The 14,495-nt window shown below is 61.2% G+C and carries 18 protein-coding genes; 2 read left to right on the forward strand and 16 right to left on the reverse strand.

What is annotated here, in order from left to right:
• Nucleotides 1–52: 52 nt before the first annotated feature.
• From YUU_RS58680 to YUU_RS0116245, 6 genes are all read right to left on the reverse strand, one after another.
• Entirely contained in the window at nt 53–196 is a 144-nt protein-coding gene (locus tag YUU_RS58680) for a hypothetical protein (RefSeq protein ID WP_156944330.1), read from the reverse strand.
• Entirely contained in the window at nt 193–420 is a 228-nt protein-coding gene (locus YUU_RS0116215) for a hypothetical protein (protein WP_027523327.1), read from the reverse strand. The genes YUU_RS58680 and YUU_RS0116215 overlap by 4 nt, the downstream gene beginning before the upstream one ends.
• A 628-nt stretch (nt 421–1,048) precedes the next feature.
• Nucleotides 1,049–1,369 carry a hypothetical protein gene (locus YUU_RS0116225; protein WP_027523329.1) on the reverse strand — a complete coding sequence of 107 codons (321 nt, stop codon included), beginning with the start codon at nt 1,367–1,369 and terminating at the stop codon, nt 1,049–1,051.
• Nucleotides 1,370–1,401: 32 nt separating this feature from the next.
• Nucleotides 1,402–1,887, reverse strand: coding sequence for a hypothetical protein (locus YUU_RS0116230; protein ID WP_156944331.1), 486 nt, complete (start codon nt 1,885–1,887; stop codon nt 1,402–1,404).
• Nucleotides 1,888–2,417: 530 nt separating this feature from the next.
• Nucleotides 2,418–2,921, reverse strand: coding sequence for a hypothetical protein (locus YUU_RS0116240; protein ID WP_027523332.1), 504 nt, complete (start codon nt 2,919–2,921; stop codon nt 2,418–2,420).
• 148 nt (nt 2,922–3,069) lie between these two features.
• Nucleotides 3,070–3,516, reverse strand: a complete 447-nt coding sequence (locus tag YUU_RS0116245) for a hypothetical protein (RefSeq protein WP_245288027.1) — start codon at nt 3,514–3,516, stop codon at nt 3,070–3,072.
• Between the two features lie 261 nt (nt 3,517–3,777).
• Here YUU_RS0116245 and YUU_RS0116255 point away from each other — a divergent pair, with 261 nt between their 5' ends.
• On the forward strand, nt 3,778–4,077 hold the full coding sequence (locus YUU_RS0116255) for a hypothetical protein (protein WP_245288028.1): 300 nt from the start codon (nt 3,778–3,780) through the stop codon (nt 4,075–4,077).
• A 189-nt stretch (nt 4,078–4,266) separates the two neighbouring features.
• Here the strand turns inward: YUU_RS0116255 and YUU_RS0116260 are convergent, their stop codons facing one another.
• Nucleotides 4,267–4,617, reverse strand: a complete 351-nt coding sequence (locus YUU_RS0116260; RefSeq protein WP_027523336.1) for a hypothetical protein — start codon at nt 4,615–4,617, stop codon at nt 4,267–4,269.
• 82 nt (nt 4,618–4,699) lie between these two features.
• Between YUU_RS0116260 and YUU_RS0116265 the strand changes: the two genes are divergently transcribed.
• Nucleotides 4,700–5,098: a hypothetical protein gene (locus YUU_RS0116265; RefSeq protein WP_035662505.1), complete on the forward strand. Its 399-nt coding sequence runs from the start codon at nt 4,700–4,702 to the stop codon at nt 5,096–5,098.
• 48 nt (nt 5,099–5,146) lie between these two features.
• On the opposite strand, the gene YUU_RS58685 is transcribed toward YUU_RS0116265, so the two are convergent.
• From YUU_RS58685 to YUU_RS0116310, 9 genes are all read right to left on the reverse strand, one after another.
• Entirely contained in the window at nt 5,147–5,545 is a 399-nt protein-coding gene (locus tag YUU_RS58685; RefSeq protein WP_156944332.1) for a hypothetical protein, read from the reverse strand.
• On the reverse strand, nt 5,532–5,819 hold the full coding sequence (locus YUU_RS56395) for a hypothetical protein (protein ID WP_084801456.1): 288 nt from the start codon (nt 5,817–5,819) through the stop codon (nt 5,532–5,534). Before YUU_RS56395 ends, YUU_RS58685 begins: the two co-directional genes overlap by 14 nt.
• Before the next feature lie 345 nt (nt 5,820–6,164).
• Entirely contained in the window at nt 6,165–6,701 is a 537-nt protein-coding gene (locus YUU_RS0116280; RefSeq protein ID WP_156944333.1) for a hypothetical protein, read from the reverse strand.
• A 46-nt stretch (nt 6,702–6,747) separates the two neighbouring features.
• Nucleotides 6,748–8,601 carry a pyocin knob domain-containing protein gene (locus tag YUU_RS55105; RefSeq protein ID WP_156944334.1) on the reverse strand — a complete coding sequence of 618 codons (1,854 nt, stop codon included), beginning with the start codon at nt 8,599–8,601 and terminating at the stop codon, nt 6,748–6,750.
• Nucleotides 8,537–9,874, reverse strand: a complete 1,338-nt coding sequence (locus YUU_RS0116290; protein ID WP_027523340.1) for a hypothetical protein — start codon at nt 9,872–9,874, stop codon at nt 8,537–8,539. Before YUU_RS0116290 ends, YUU_RS55105 begins: the two co-directional genes overlap by 65 nt.
• Nucleotides 9,875–9,902: 28 nt before the next feature.
• Nucleotides 9,903–10,199 carry a hypothetical protein gene (locus YUU_RS58690; RefSeq protein ID WP_156944335.1) on the reverse strand — a complete coding sequence of 99 codons (297 nt, stop codon included), beginning with the start codon at nt 10,197–10,199 and terminating at the stop codon, nt 9,903–9,905.
• The gene (locus YUU_RS0116300; RefSeq protein WP_198031767.1) at nt 10,199–10,849 is read right to left on the reverse strand and encodes a phage baseplate assembly protein; all 651 of its coding nucleotides are present in this window, start codon (nt 10,847–10,849) and stop codon (nt 10,199–10,201) included. Before YUU_RS0116300 ends, YUU_RS58690 begins: the two co-directional genes overlap by 1 nt.
• 53 nt (nt 10,850–10,902) lie before the next feature.
• Nucleotides 10,903–11,979, reverse strand: coding sequence for a phage baseplate assembly protein (locus tag YUU_RS0116305; RefSeq protein ID WP_027523343.1), 1,077 nt, complete (start codon nt 11,977–11,979; stop codon nt 10,903–10,905).
• Nucleotides 11,980–12,027: 48 nt separating this feature from the next.
• On the reverse strand, nt 12,028–14,256 hold the full coding sequence (locus tag YUU_RS0116310) for a hypothetical protein (RefSeq protein WP_198031768.1): 2,229 nt from the start codon (nt 14,254–14,256) through the stop codon (nt 12,028–12,030).
• Between the last annotated feature and the right edge of the window lie 239 nt (nt 14,257–14,495).

Genomic DNA, 14,495 nt, shown 5'->3' on the forward strand with positions numbered 1-14,495 from the left:
TGCTGGCGTTGGCCGGCGTGGCCTAGCGCGATGGCTGGGATAGTCCTGCCGGCTACTCGCGAGACATTCTCGCAACCTGAGTGCTGGCCTCATCCAGGAGGCGCGCCAGCGTCTTGAGCGCGGAGGTCGGCACTTCGACGCTGGCCGTCGCAACATCGCTCAGCGGCTCGTTTTGGGGCGTGGGATTGCGCTTCATCGAGCACTCCCCTCGAATGGCGATGGAAGGAGGGTATCGTCCGGAAGCTTTGCAACAGCGGCGATCAGCCGGCGCAACCTCGCACTCGTCGCGGCGCCTTCGGCAAACCATGCCTCGATCGTGTCCGGATCGAGCGTGTCGACCAGGTGGGGCGTGGGCACCCTACAACCGGCCGCGCGAATGGCACGGATGTTGTGCTGGTAGCGGCGCACGCGCTCAACCATTGGCAGCTCCGGACCGTGACGCAGCAGCTGAGATTTGGGCCATATGCCGGCAGGCGAAGCGTCGGACGTCTTGGGAAGCTCGGACAGAAGTTCGGGCGAGCGAGCCCGTGGCGTGTTATCACGCCGGGTAGCCAAGGCCATTGGGATCTCCAGGATGGTCGGGGTTAGAGCCGGGGCGGAAGGTGCAACTTCCCCTCGGCTTGCAGTTGTGGTAATACCAAAACATGTCCAAGTCAACAGCGGTATTACCAAAACCCAAAGGCGGTCGCCCATCGACAGGGAGGGATCCCGTCCGCGCTATTCGCCTGTCCGATGAGTTTTTGGCGAAAATCGACGCCTGGGCTGTTGCTCAGGATGACAGGCCCGGCCGATCGGAGGCGATCCGCCGCCTAATCGAGATCGGTCTGAAGGCGAAGAAATGACACAAGCGAACAGCCTTCCCATCTGAGAGGGGTATCGGGCGCATATGGCCTGTCCCGCCTCGGCGATCCGATCGGCGGCGTCACGCTGGATGGGGATCGGGCGCTTGATGTTCATTCTGCGATCAAGGGCGCCGCCGAATTTATCCGTCGCCAAATCGAAACCGATCGCTCAGCTGGGTCTTGAGGGTTGCCGCCGCATGGATCGCCTAGATCGGCGTTCTGACGAACTTGATCCCGGCGATCAGTAACGTTTCGCGAAGCTGTGTCGATCGCGCCGGCTTGATGAAGCTCGGATCGTCCTTCGTCGCGCGCTCGATCCGATCAAAGACGTCTGCCGGTAGGCTGACCTGAAGCTTTTTCAGTTCGGCTTCATCTGCGCCGGTTTCCAATGCAGCCCGCGCAAGCGCAAGTGCGGCGGCGACAAATCCGTCGATCATTCTGTCATCCACTTCTTCAGCTTCGCCGACGTCTAATTCGATCCGCGCGATTTCGACCGCGCGACCACCGGCGACCGTCGTCCGCGACAACGGCCGTCGTGAACAGGAGGCGGCCGCTTGCGCTATCGCTCGCTCTTGACCGCTTTGTTTGGGATCATGGTGATGCCGGCCGGCGGCCGGATCACTTTCCGCTGCTGAAATCCGGACACGACATCGTCGTCGACGTCCTTGGCGCCGTAGACGAACTGCGTGTTGAAGATGCATTTTTCCGACGTCACCGCGATCTTCAGCTGATCGCAATTTTTTTCTATCCACTCCCGAGCTGCCGCCGGCTCGACCGTGGCCGCGAAGACAGCAAGGAAAACGGGCCCGCCGGCTGTGCAACGGTAGTCGTCCACGTCCGCGTAGTAGCAGTGCATCCTTCGGAGCAGGATCGGCTTGTCCAGGTATTTTCGCGTGCCGATGAAGAGGTCGCCGGGATCAACGACCTTGTAATCGACATCAGCCGATTTGGTTTCCGCCGGCGCAGCAGTCGCCGATTGTGCTGCGGCTGGCGTGCCCAGCATGATCGCGCTCGCCAACGCGGCGGTCAAAGTACTTCGGATCATTGCATTCCTCAATATCTGGGGGGCTGCCGTGCAGGACGCCGAGCAGCCCCACGAACTGACGATAATTTCAAATCAAAGCCTCTTCCGCTCGCCAATCGCGTACGGGAGAGATCACTCCATCACATCCAGGGCGCGAAACAAGCGCAACTTGCCCGCGGATCAAATAGCTCGGCATCAAGATACGATCTCGGCGCGCAGATTTTCTGCGCGCCGGGCTTTCTTGCCGCAGTCCGACGCCGTTCGGCACGGCAGCTACGCGAGACCTTCGGACGGCCGATCTCGGGCGCGTTTGATCGATCGACGAACCCTGGATCGAGGCTAACAGGCTATAATGATCGAAGTGGCGCGCGTCCTGATTCGCGGTCAGAACGCGCGCCTGAAATCCCCACTGTCTGACCAATGGAGATTTGTCCGATGAATGGTTCGATATCGAACGAAGACGATAAGCGTCCACCACCCCCGCCGCCCCCTCCGCCTGAGGACACGGACCGCCGAAAGAGCGAAACACCGATCCCTCGCACGCGTTGAAACTAAATCGGTTGGGAAGCGATCGCTGCCACGAAAAACCCTAATACGGGGGCGGCGATGCCGGCAATTTTGGCCGCCAGCATCCAATTTGAGACGCGGATGTTGAGTAGTTCGTTCTGCTTCACCTTCACGGCAAGATTTGCGAGATAAGCGCGATAAGCCATCTCGGCTGTGACGTCCTCACGGTCTGCCCATTGCCAAAAATCTGGATCACGACCCGGCGGGCTGATGTTCGCCGGCCAGATAGTGATGATGCAGACGATCGCACCGATCACGAGCGGAGCGGCAAACGCGAGGAGACCCGCCCCGAGAGCGCGAGGATAAGCTGCTGCTGTGCTCAGAAGGATCACGCCGGCGCCTGAAAGCGCGGCGCCAGCGAGCGTGACGTACAGCTGTAGAAAGCTGAGAGCTTGACGATCCATTCCAGTGATGAGATCGACGGTCGCCTTGTGGCGCTCTCTCGCGTCGTTAAGCGCAAACCGCATGTCATCGGTCGTTAGTGCCATCAATCGCCCTCCTGCTCACAGCGTTGTAGCAGAAAACGTCACCTGCTTCACCGTGATCGGCAATACTGGCGCGAGCGTCAGATGGTGATGATGCGCTGGCTGCCTCCGCCGCGCGCGGGCAGCGCGGCGGCAAACATCCGGCAAGACGTCAGCCCTCCGTCTGAAGGATGCTGTCGAAGGCGTTCGCCAACGTGCCGAGTAAGACCTGAGGCCAGTCCTCATCCGAGGGCACTTGCCAGTTGGCCAAGCTGGCCGCGTAACGGGTCAAGGCGGCGATGCCCGCCATTGTCGTCGGCTCTGAACGGATCAGCACGTCGGTATGCTTCGAGAGAGCATCACCTCTTTCGCCGCTTACTTTGTCGGCAGCCTCAAATTCAGGGCCGTCCGGCAGTTTCGCAGAAATCGCCGTGGCCGCGCTATAATGATCCGACAGATCGCGGTGGCGTTGGATGACGGCAAAGATCGGGTCCGGTTCCGCTGCCGCGGCGCCGGGGAGCGCCGCAGGAAGGATCGCGAGGCTTGCGAGTGCCGCTCGGCGGGACAGCCACTCAGACCGATCTGTACGCGGTGGAAGCATGGATTTTTTGCTCGACATGATGACCTCTCCTGTTGCGGCCTCAGCCGCCATCGTGTGTCTACAGCTCCAGCAGGCGTGTGTTGGAAATCCTGCTGACGGGACAAGTCGGCTGCGGCCCTAAGGGGCCATTTCCGCAATGGAGCGCAGAGCATCTTCCGATCCTCCACGATGCGGTCAGCAGCAACAGCGACGCGGCGGGCGTGGAGATGGCGGGACGCGTGGCATGTCGACAGGCCGCGGGGGCCGCGTCGCAGAAAGGCGGCGGAAAGATGACCATCAATGCTGCTGATCGTCATGGTTGCAATGATAAGAGGTTCCTCGCCATTTCGGGCCTGGAGGAAAATTATGGTTAAAACAGTCCGCAGTGCGGTCATGGTACTCACCTTTCTCGTAGTCGCCGGCTGCAGCATTCTTTGGGATTTCATGAATAGCTACGTCGCCGCCGGGCTCGCGCTGGCCGCTTCAATCACCGCCGGCTTTTGCGTCGAGCGCGTGTTCATCAAGCGGTCTCATCGCGAGATGATCCGCCGCCACGGCGCGGACTGGCATTCGGCAGAGGACCAACAGCACGGCGGATGAACGCCGACGGCCGCGAGGGCTCGCCGTTGCCTCCGGGGGGGGCGTGCCTCGTCAGCCTGTTCGACCGCCGCGCGATACGACAAATCAGCCTGTCCCCTTTGTCCCTCTCGGTGTCGAGCTATACCTCGACACCCCCTCGCCGATGCCGCCGATCGACCTTCCCCGGATCCAGCTTGATCCCTCGCGCGTTCATCCAGCGGTAATAGGCCGCTTGGATCGACTGCCCTTGCCATGCAATCGGACGGTGATGTTTCCTCGCGAGCCGTCGCCCGATATCAGGCCCGGGGTCGCCGAGCTCGCCGCCGGCCGGATCGCCCCAAACATGGCCGCCCCGCCGCGCTCGCGGCCGTCCATGCGGCCGCGGCTGAAGCCGGCATTCGGACTGCCCCCTTCGCCCGCGCCGTCCAGCGCGCCGCGCTCGCGATCGTCGACCAGGCCTTGGCCGACATGCCAGGCGGCCGGCCAAATGCGCGACTTCAATCGAGAATTCGCCGAATTGCGGAAGGCGAGCCCCGTCGCTTCGGAACAGATCAGGCGCATCGCGGTCTATTCGGCGCTACATTCGTTCCTTAAAACCATGAAACAGCGGCCGGCGGAGCGGCCCTGCAAAAGAGGGGCGCAAATGTTGAAGCCTGACTTCGGTAATGTCGGCCGACGGATCGAGTGGAACGAAGGCCGGATCGCATGGGTCAGGCATCTTGCCGAAGACAGGAAGATGACTGCGCGCGAAATCGCGCTGGACATCGGACTGGCCGGCAATCAAGCGCCGCGCATCTTCGAACTGTGCAAGCGCTTCAACATCGTCCTGTCAGGACAGGGCGGCCGTCCGCGGCAGGAAAGTCCGGAAGCCCGGATCATCTATCGCGTCGGCGTTCACGTCCGCAGCGCCGACCTTCTCTCGCGCCTCGCAGGCAGGCATTCGCTGGACGCCGGCCGCATCGCCGAAATGATCCTGAACGCTGCGCTCGAAACTGGCGAACCCCTCTGCGAAAACCTCTTGGACTTGGACGCGGCACAGTGACGGGCTGCTGAGTGGGTCTGGAGCACATTCAGGAAGGTCGCCAGATCACTACGGCTTGCGCTCGCGTTTCTTCCACGTTGCCCCCAAGTTTGCGGGCTGATGAGCTGCCCCCAACTTCGCCGGCGAATGCGGCTTGGAAACCTGTTCGTCGCCGTGGATACGGTATTCGCGATCAAAAAACGCGCGCACAGCGCGCGTATATCGGCCGCCCATCAAGCCGTCGATTTTCGGGAAGCCGCGGCCTTCGAGCAGAGGGACGACAGCGCGCCAATGAGTGTACTTTCCATGCCCTAGGACGGCTTCGCTCAGGGATCGTTCGTCGGCGAACAACGGCAGTTGCTCAAGTGTGACTATTGGTCGGCGCGCTTCGCGCCGCGGCCGCCGCGGCTTCGCTTGCCCAGCTGCCGCTTCGTCGCGCGGATCGCTATCAGGTTCAGGTTCGTTCACCGCGACGACGCCTTCTGAGGATAGGTTCTGGCGACTTTCCGATCATGTCCCCAATTCGGCGCCGTACGCTGCCGGTTTCGGGATCATTCTTATCCAGCGATGCAAGCCATGCGTCCAGGCGCGCGCGCAACCAACGACGCCCGCGGCTGGATTGGGTGAACTCGATCGGCTTCACCGGGCAGACGGCCGAAAACGTCGGCACGCTAAGACCGCAATAGGCGGCCGCCTGATCCAGACGCAGCGCCGCCGGCCAATATGGAAGATCGGTCTTCATGTCCGAGCTTCGACGCGCCCGGCCAAAGCTGGCGTGCGATCGTATCGGAGAAGCAAGGCCTCCCATGACCCCGGTCGGTAAGACGTCCGTGCGACCGCGTCAGTCGTCCATTCAACGTGAAGGACGATCTTTCCGAGATACCGGACGTCCAATTTGGACGTCCGGTATTCGTCATCGATCAATCGCGAGCGCGCCAGCTTGAACCCATTGTAACGGACTTCGGATATCCGCCAGCGGCCGTCGGTGCGATTGACACAACAATGCTGGCCGCACCGACGGATGATCCCAAGCGCCAGTTGACTGAGCGCCCGGAGCCGTTCGGTGCGGTCGGCTTTGTTCACGGGCCTAAGTTCCGGATATCCCGGTCGCGGTCATAACGTCCCGGCAGAAACGCTGGACGTCCGGGGCCCAATAGCCGTTACCGTGATCGCGCCCGACAAGAACCTGGGCCTTAATCGGTAGGTCGATTGCGGGGACCTTCGGCCGCAATCGCATGATTTTGTCGGCGATATTTTCCAGCGCCTCGAATGCGGCGTCGCATGCTGCATGCGCCTGATCAATTTTGTCGCTATCGCCGGCCGCTTCCGCTTCGTCATAAAGCGCATAGATGCGACGCTTTTCGATCGACGCTGCTTGATACAGTCGCCAAAGCGCCTCGATCGGGGTCGGCTTTCGTAACTGGTGCGTCGATTGGCGAAGAGTGCTATTCGTTGAGTTAGCTTGTGACAGCATGTTTATCCCATGGTGTTTCAGGTTAGGATCGCCCGGCAGCGCGAACTGCCGGGCGATCTGCTTTAGGTTTACTGAAATTTTTTTAGAAAGCAACGCGGGTACTTTCCCGTTTCGCGCAGAGTTCGCCGGGACAATTCCCGTGTTGGTCACGGTTCGCGTCAATGGCCGCCCCGTAGGGCGGCCTTTGCGCCTTCGATCAGGTGTAGATTTCACGTATCCGGAAACTCCAGCCGGAATATTGGATTTGCCCGGTGCCAGTTGCGATGTTCAGCGCGCGCAGCTTGTACGTCACCGCCGCGATCGTGTTCGGCCGATCGACCGCGTGCGGCCGCACCGTGATAAGCGCATCCGTTGAGGCATTCTGATAGAACTGACTATACGACGGCGAGATGGCGGTTGACCCGTTCGCGATCAAGAGATTGCCATTCCCGCTGGCGGCGGCGGTGCGGATATAGATAAATCCGTCACTCTCGATGTCCATATTGTTCGCCGCCGACGATGGCGTGATCGCTTGGGAAATCACGTCATACGGGCCAGCGGTATCAGAAACCGTCACCGTTCCGGCAGGCCCGAGTGCGGTCACCTCTTGCACCACATCACCCGGCCGAGGCGACGAGGCATCGACTAGCGCGACATAATCTGGCGACACCGCCCACGTTCCCACCGTCGCGAGACCGCTTTCATATGTCGCGTGCGCGATCCATGACCAGTATTTCGAGGTGACGGCAGCGCCGGTGGAGTAGAACACGTTCGCAGCGTTCGCCGGCGTCAACGTGCTTGATTGCGGCCTCGTTTCCGGCGGTCGTGTATAGCCGAGTTTGCCCGTCGAATTGGTGCGCACCGCAAGCCGCACCGTGCCGGCGTCGTTGAACGCCCCGACCCAAAGCCGAAACGCCTGACCGTTCGTCTGCCCAAGAGTTGCGCCTGACGGAATGGTGATCGACAGCGCCGCTGTGACCGAAACGAATGTGTAAGCGCCGCCGCCGGTCGGGAAGCGGAACACAACCGGCGTTGCCGCACTAGGATCAGCACCGGACGGCGTCTTGACTGCGAATGTCACCGCGCCGGCGGCGTGGCTTTCGACGATCTGCCCATTGAAGGGGAAGCCGCCAAGGTTCGCTTGCGCCGCTGCCTTCTGATCCGCGGTAAGCGTCTGCGCCTGATCGTACTGAACCGCGCCGGCGAAAACGATATTCGTCAGTTGCGATCCGTCGACGGCGGGCAATTTGCCAGAGGCGTCAAGTTCAATGACCTGATGCCAAGCGCCCCAAGAACCGCTGACCATGGTGCGCTGATACGTTAGAGCGCCTGCGGCATCATAAAGCGTCGCGCGCTGAAGGATGAAATTGGTATTGTTCAGGAAAACCTCAAGATACCAATATTGGCCGGCGGTCGGCGTATTGGTGCAGTTATTTGCCGCCGTATAGTATGTGCCGGTCGTCTGAACGGTGTTGAAATCGGCACCGCTAGCGATCGACGACATTTGATTGACGCCGAGATTGGAAAGTCCCTGCGCCTTCTGCCCGGACGTAAGCCCCTGCGCAGCGTCAACGCGGAGCCGAACGCCAAGAGCAGCGGTGACAGTCGCAGCATAGCTGGCATCGTCATTGATGGCTGTCGCGAGCTCGTTCAACGTGTCGAGCGCGCCAGGGGCGCCGCCGATCAAAGTCGTGATGGCAGTTCGGACATATTCCGTCGTCGCGATCTGCGTCGAGTTGACCGTTTGGCTCGCTGTCGGTGCCGTCGGAACGCCGGTGAAGACGGGCGAATAGATCGGAGCAAACGAAGCGGTCGCCTGAAGCGATAGCTGATTGCTCCCATCGAGCGTAAAGACGGTGTTCGGCGACGGGGCCAGCTGATCGAGGATCGCCAGCATTCCGGTCAGGGAGTGATCCGCGTTCCATTGCGACGGCTGGATCGCGCCGGCGTCGACGTTGTCCGCGCGGCCGGATTGAAAGCTGTGTTTGACGGACATGACATCCCCCTCAGATGTAGTAGCCAGAATTATTCGTGGACCCGGCAGATGAGCCAGGGAAGTAGTTGACGCCATTCCCGCCGCTATCGATGCCGGCAGCGCCGCCGCAAGTGTATTTTGGGCCGGTCACGTTGCCCGCACCTGAAAATGTAGGCGCTGGCGACGGAACGCCCATGGTCCCGGCGGCGCCCGCCATAGCGAATGCGATCGAAACCGTAATCGGCGCGCTGATCGTCAGCGTGACACCCTGCGTCCACTGCATGATGCCGGCGTAATTAGACCAAAACGCCGCATAGCAGTTGCCGCTGAAAGTGTGATTGCCGACCACAACGTTACCACTGCGCGAGGCCTGAAAAACCGCACCGCCGCAAGAACCGCTCGCCGTATTGTTTGTCGTGAGCGTTGCTCCGTATGACGCAGAGAACAATGCTGCACCGGCAGGTCCGGACGAGCTCTGGCACTTGATGCCGGAAACGGTCATCGTGTTCGGCCCTTGAACGGCGCAGGCGTAGTTGCTTGCGCCACCGTCAAAGATCGTCGAACCGGAGCCCGCGCCCTGCACGACGATGTTCGGCCCCAGATAAAACGGCGTAATCATGCCGCCGGTAAAAGTGCCTGCGCCAATGACGATCGTCATCGTGAAGGGCGACGGACCATACTTGAATGCGAGATTGACAGCTGCCTGCGGCGTCGCCAGCGCATGTGCACTATCGTTCGCGCTTCCGTCGTTGCCGTCGTTGCCGTCGGTCCGGACATAGATCGTTGTGTTACGCTTCAGTGTCGGTCGCGCATCGGCGCCGATGATTTGGAACGCGGCCCCGTCATACCGCAGCGCTGGGACAGCGCCGGCGGGTAGATCGCCGTCAAGCGGCGTAGATCCGTCGGGTCTGATGACGTTAACAAGACCTAGGCCGTTCAGGTTGATCTTGGTTGCGCCGGAATTCGTGTTCGCGATCTTTATCGCGACGGTCATGCCCTTTTTGTACTCGGCCGGGGCCGGCGAAAGCGCCGCGGTGATGACGTTCACGGTCGACGACGTGTCTTCACCGTAAAGCGGCTGCCCGCGCTGGATCAGGTGTTGGATGGTCTTCAGAAGAATGTTGTCGTCCGCATTGTCCTGCGTCACGACGTCAACGGCACCTGCCGTCTGGCCATTGCCGCGCGCCATGGCACGCAGGGCCGCAAGCGCCTGATTGAACCACGCCGCTTGAAATTCGGTCCCGTCGTCCAGGTCGGGGGACGAACAGTCTCGGAAGAAGGTATCCGTCGCCGTGAACGACCGCGTTTCAGTCGGGCGGACAGTTACGCCGCCTGCGCTGGCTGTGGGTCCGAAAAGATCAAGAGCCATTATCTACCTCGTGGATGGATGTACGATTTCAGAGTGATTGATGCGGGATATCCCCGTTGGGTCTTCGTCGATCAAGCGTGGTCCGAACGCGCGCTTCGATGTTGTCAGCAAGTCGTTGCAAATATTCCTCAGCAGCAAGGCTTTGGAATTCATCGTGCGTCGGCAAGCTCAATCCAGCTCTGATGGCGTGGATCAGTTCGCGACCAAGCCCAGGCTGCACGTGTTCCAAAAGCGGTGCGGTGATTTGGACAACGATCGCCTCTGTCGCAGCCAACCGCGCTGTGATACGGCCGATTTCGTTGAGGAGGTCGCTCGCTGAAGCCATCAGGCAATCTCTGCAAAGACGATGTTTGAGGGACCGGCTGTCGTTTCGACCTGCGGTGTCGCGGTGCCGTCGGGGCTTGTCACGCCCAGATCGACACGGCTTCCGCGAACGACGACCCAGCGGCCGCCGGCTACGCCGCCTGAAAACTGAGACGCCGCCTGCGCGACGATGTGGCCGTCTTCTCGGATGGTGACGGTCGATCCCTCATAGGTCAGAGTGATCGCTTCGCCATCTTCAAGGACGACCGAAATTGTCTTCGTGTCTTCGCTGCTCTGATCGTCAATGTCGGTCGAAGCGTTCCCGCTGTCGCCACTCTCTCCGGCTTTGTAGCCATGCCCGATCCGGATATTGACCTTCTTCTGATGGACGACGTCGGCGTTATCCTTGAAGACGCGGACAATGTCGCCGTATTGATTGAAGATTGCCATGCAGCCGGCCGGCGTGTTCTTCGGCCGATACTTCTCATGACCGCCATCAAGGTACAGCGTCCGATCGGACCTGCTGCCCATCTGGATCAGATACCCGTCGCAATCCTGCGGCGGGACGGACGTGAAGCCGAAGTCCAACGGTCGCCAAATCTTCTTCGGCTTCTCGTTCTTCAGGCCTTTCAGGTCGATCCGTTGCTGGCTGCGGCTGTCGTCGACCTTCACGACGCGCGCGCGGCGCGTCGTCGACCGGATGCCGTCATCGTGTTCGAAAAACATCAGATGTCCGTAGGTTGGGAGGTTTCGCTAGGGAATACCCAGTCAGAGCCGGATTTATTGCCCTTGCCGCCGCCGGCGCCCTGTCCGTCATAGGCGCGCGGATCGATAAGGTTCAGCGTTGCGATGCTGCCGCCGTCGTTCTGGCGGTAGTCGACGCTTTCGATCAGCATGTCCTGCGCGATGTCGAGGAACGGGCTTTCGGTCCAGACAAGACTGCCCGGCGCCCACAGTTGTCCGCCGTCATCGTGGAAGCCTTGGACCGAGATCGTCGCCTTCAGGGCGTTGCCAGCCGTGCGGTTCTTCCGGTTCTTTGCGCGCTTCTTCGCGCGATCCTTGGTCGTGTCTTCATTCTGAATGATGATGATAGTTCGATTGCGCTGAACGCCATCATCCTGTTCTTCGGCTTCGATCTCTAGATTGTCGTCGCCGTGACCGAACGGTCGCTGACCGCGGACGATAATTTTGGAGTGCCGGTTTGATCCGTTGTGGTGCGCCGTGCCTGCCAGAATGTTCACGCCTTCGATCAGCGGGCCGTTGCGCTCAGACCCAGCCTTCGTGATCTTGGCGTTGCCTTCCGGCGTACCGGTGATCGTCATCCCTTGCTGACGGGTCAGCTTTTCAACGCAGCGGAAGCAGGTTTCGCCGGGCGTCAACTGGTACTGCTCTATCTTCTCCAGCTGTTGGTCGCTCTCCCACTTCGCAGCGTAGTTGCTCGAAATCGCTTGCGCGATTTCGAGCGGGTCTTTGTCTTCGAACTGGCCGGTTTCGTGTTCGCCGCTGCTGTCGATCAGGTCCGCCGACTTCGACCGGCCGCTGACGCTGATAATGGCCTTCCTAGCCGCGATGCTAGGCTCGCGGCTGTCGACGTAGCCGGCCAGAAGAAGATCTCCATTCGCGTTAATCGTTACTTCCGTTCCGACAGAGAAGATTGCATTCGTCGCCGACGCGCCAAGTTCGGCAGCAACCTCAATCGAGAATGCTCGCGCCGCTTTATTGAATGCTGCGTGGACGTGGAATTCTTTGAACGCAGTCCATTGCATACCGCCGGCGGTGATGGTGACGACTTCAATTCCCATGGGATTTTTCCTCGATAATGCTTCGCCATTCGCGCGGCACAGCCGCCCTTAGTGAGAAATCGGGATCTGCGGGCCGATCGACGGCGGCGGGGCGGCTGCGTCCGGCGAAGAATGCCCCAGCGAGCCTGGGCCGTTTGCGTTCAGCGTGCCGACAAGCTTCACGGCGTTCTCAGCCTGCCTAACGACGTCCAGAAGCGTCGAGCTTGCTTCCACGACGATCTTCGTTTCGCCGTGGACTTCAGCTGATCCGGTCAGCTGCGCTTGAACCATCTTATCGCCACCGACGCCCGTTCCATACGTCATCGTTGGAGACAGCTCGGGGGCTGAGAACGGATCGTCGCCGATATACTTGCCCCACCAATTGTACTTTGCTTGCTGGCGCCGCATTCGCGCGCGTGTGCTGTCCCGCGTGATACCCTGCGCCTCGTTGGCGCTTTCGGCCAGCCAGTAGGCGCCCGCCCCAGCGGCCAGCACCCCGACGGCCGGCAAATAGGGAAGCGCCGCCGCGCCGGCACCCCACAAGCCGCCGACTGCCGCACTTGCGGCAGGCGACGCTGCGTTCGCTACTTTGCCACTGACGGCGGCGGCCGATAGTTCGGCGGCGGCCGCGGTAAGCGCCGCGGCGGACCCGTCCAGAGCCACCGCGGACGTCCCCAGACCGAAGCCATTCATCAGGCCGGAAAACAAGCTCATCGTGGCATATCCACCACCTACCAAGCCGCCGGCGATCGCGCCGCCGCCGATCCATTTCGCCGCGTCCGGGTGCTCCTTATTGAAGGCCGACAGTTGGTTCTGCCAGTTTCCAAAGGCCGAAGCGATGCCGTCCAGCACGCCGGCGATATCCTTCATTGCGGGCTGCGTCAGCACGCCCGCAAGGTTCGACAGTGACGTCGTCAGCGAGTTCAGCGCGACAAACGGGTCGCTCTTATTCAGCTCTGCGCTGTCCAGACCCTTCGCCCCGCCGTACAGTGTCGCGTGATTTTGGAGCGACTGCTTTTGCGTGATCAGCTTCGCAACAAGGTCGGATGAAGTGCCCGGGAACATCTTTCGAGCTTCGGCAATCTGTTCGACCGGGTCGGTGATGCCGGCCTTTTCGAGCGCAGGGACCAGCTGTCCCCAGACCCATTGGTCCGGGTTCGCCATTGCGTTCTTCCAGTCCTTCACATGCTTGCCGGCTTTTAGCCCCTTCAGTTCTCCGGTCTTGGTCTTCTCGAAGTCTTCCTCATTCGCGAGGCCATACCGGACGAATGCTTTCGCCGCGGCGTGGCGGTTCGCCAAGCCGCCCTGGACGGTCTTTTCGAACATATCGGTCGCGACGCCGGCGCTGGAGCCGCCCATTTCCTGCGCCAGCGACAGCGCCGTCGTTGTCAGGTAGCGGTCGGACAGTTGCGCGCCCGATGACCGCATGTATTTTGCGTTCTCATAGATGCCTTCGGCCGTGACCGTGTCGCCCATGACTTGCCGCGCCTTAATCACGGCGTCCATGTAGTTCCGGAATTTCTCCGGATCCTGCGCGCGACCAAGGATTTCGGCGCCCTTGAAGGCGAAGCCGAGCCCATGCCCGGCTTCGCCGCTCTTGTCCATCGCGTTCAAGGCGCTGTTCGCCGCGACGGCCGTCGGCAGCAATTCGTGCGCTTCATCGGGATGAAGGACGATCGATCGGAGCTCCTTGAACCGCTCCAACGCGTCCGACGTCTTCACGTTGGTGTATTTAGCGGTGAGGTGCGGCGCTTCCGACGTCACGCGATTGATGTCGGCTTCCGGAATACCCGCGGCCCGCATCCTGACCTTTTCCGACTGGATTTCGGCGCCAGCCTTCACAGCCTCCTTCGTGCCGTGAAGGATCGCAGGACCGGCGAACGGCAGAACGTTTCCGATCCCGCGGCCGACGGCTGCGGCCGATCGGCGCGCAAGCCCGGGCTGCCGCTCAAGGGCGGCGTTCGTTCGGTCTACGGCCGCGCGTAGCTTGTCCTGTGTTGCAGCTGCGCGGTTCGCCGGAATACCAAGCTGTTCGAGGCCATGCTTCGCTTGAAGCACTGCGGTCTTCTGTCGTTCGAAGGCGGCCGACGCGCGGCTGACCGCTGCCTGCGCGCTGTCGTAGGCCCGTTGCAGGGCGGCGGCGTTGCCGACGCCAGCCTTCATCGCACGCGCAGCACTGTCGACCGCCACCTGTGTCGCCCGAAACTTTTCGCGGGCATCAGCGAAGCCGCCGCGCGCAGAACCGAAGCGGTCGATCGCGGCCATCTGCTGCTGGGCGCGTTCCAGCGACTTCGACAATGCATCGACGTTCTTTGACGTCTTGGCAGACTTCGTGATCGCATCGATCTTTTTGGCGATCTTGTCGAATACGGCGCCGGTTGCGTCCACCGCATTTATCCGCGCGGTCGCCTCGATTATTTTGGCCATTAGCGCCTCCTGTTATTCCGTTGCTGCTTCTTCCCCCACGCGACCGCGCGCGAGTGCCAATACTGAAGTTCGGAAATCGAAAGCCTCTGAATATCGAAGAAGCTTTGTCC

Origin of the sequence: Bradyrhizobium sp. Ec3.3 (assembly GCF_000472925.1) — a bacterium.
Classification (GTDB): Bacteria; Pseudomonadota; Alphaproteobacteria; order Rhizobiales; family Xanthobacteraceae; genus Bradyrhizobium.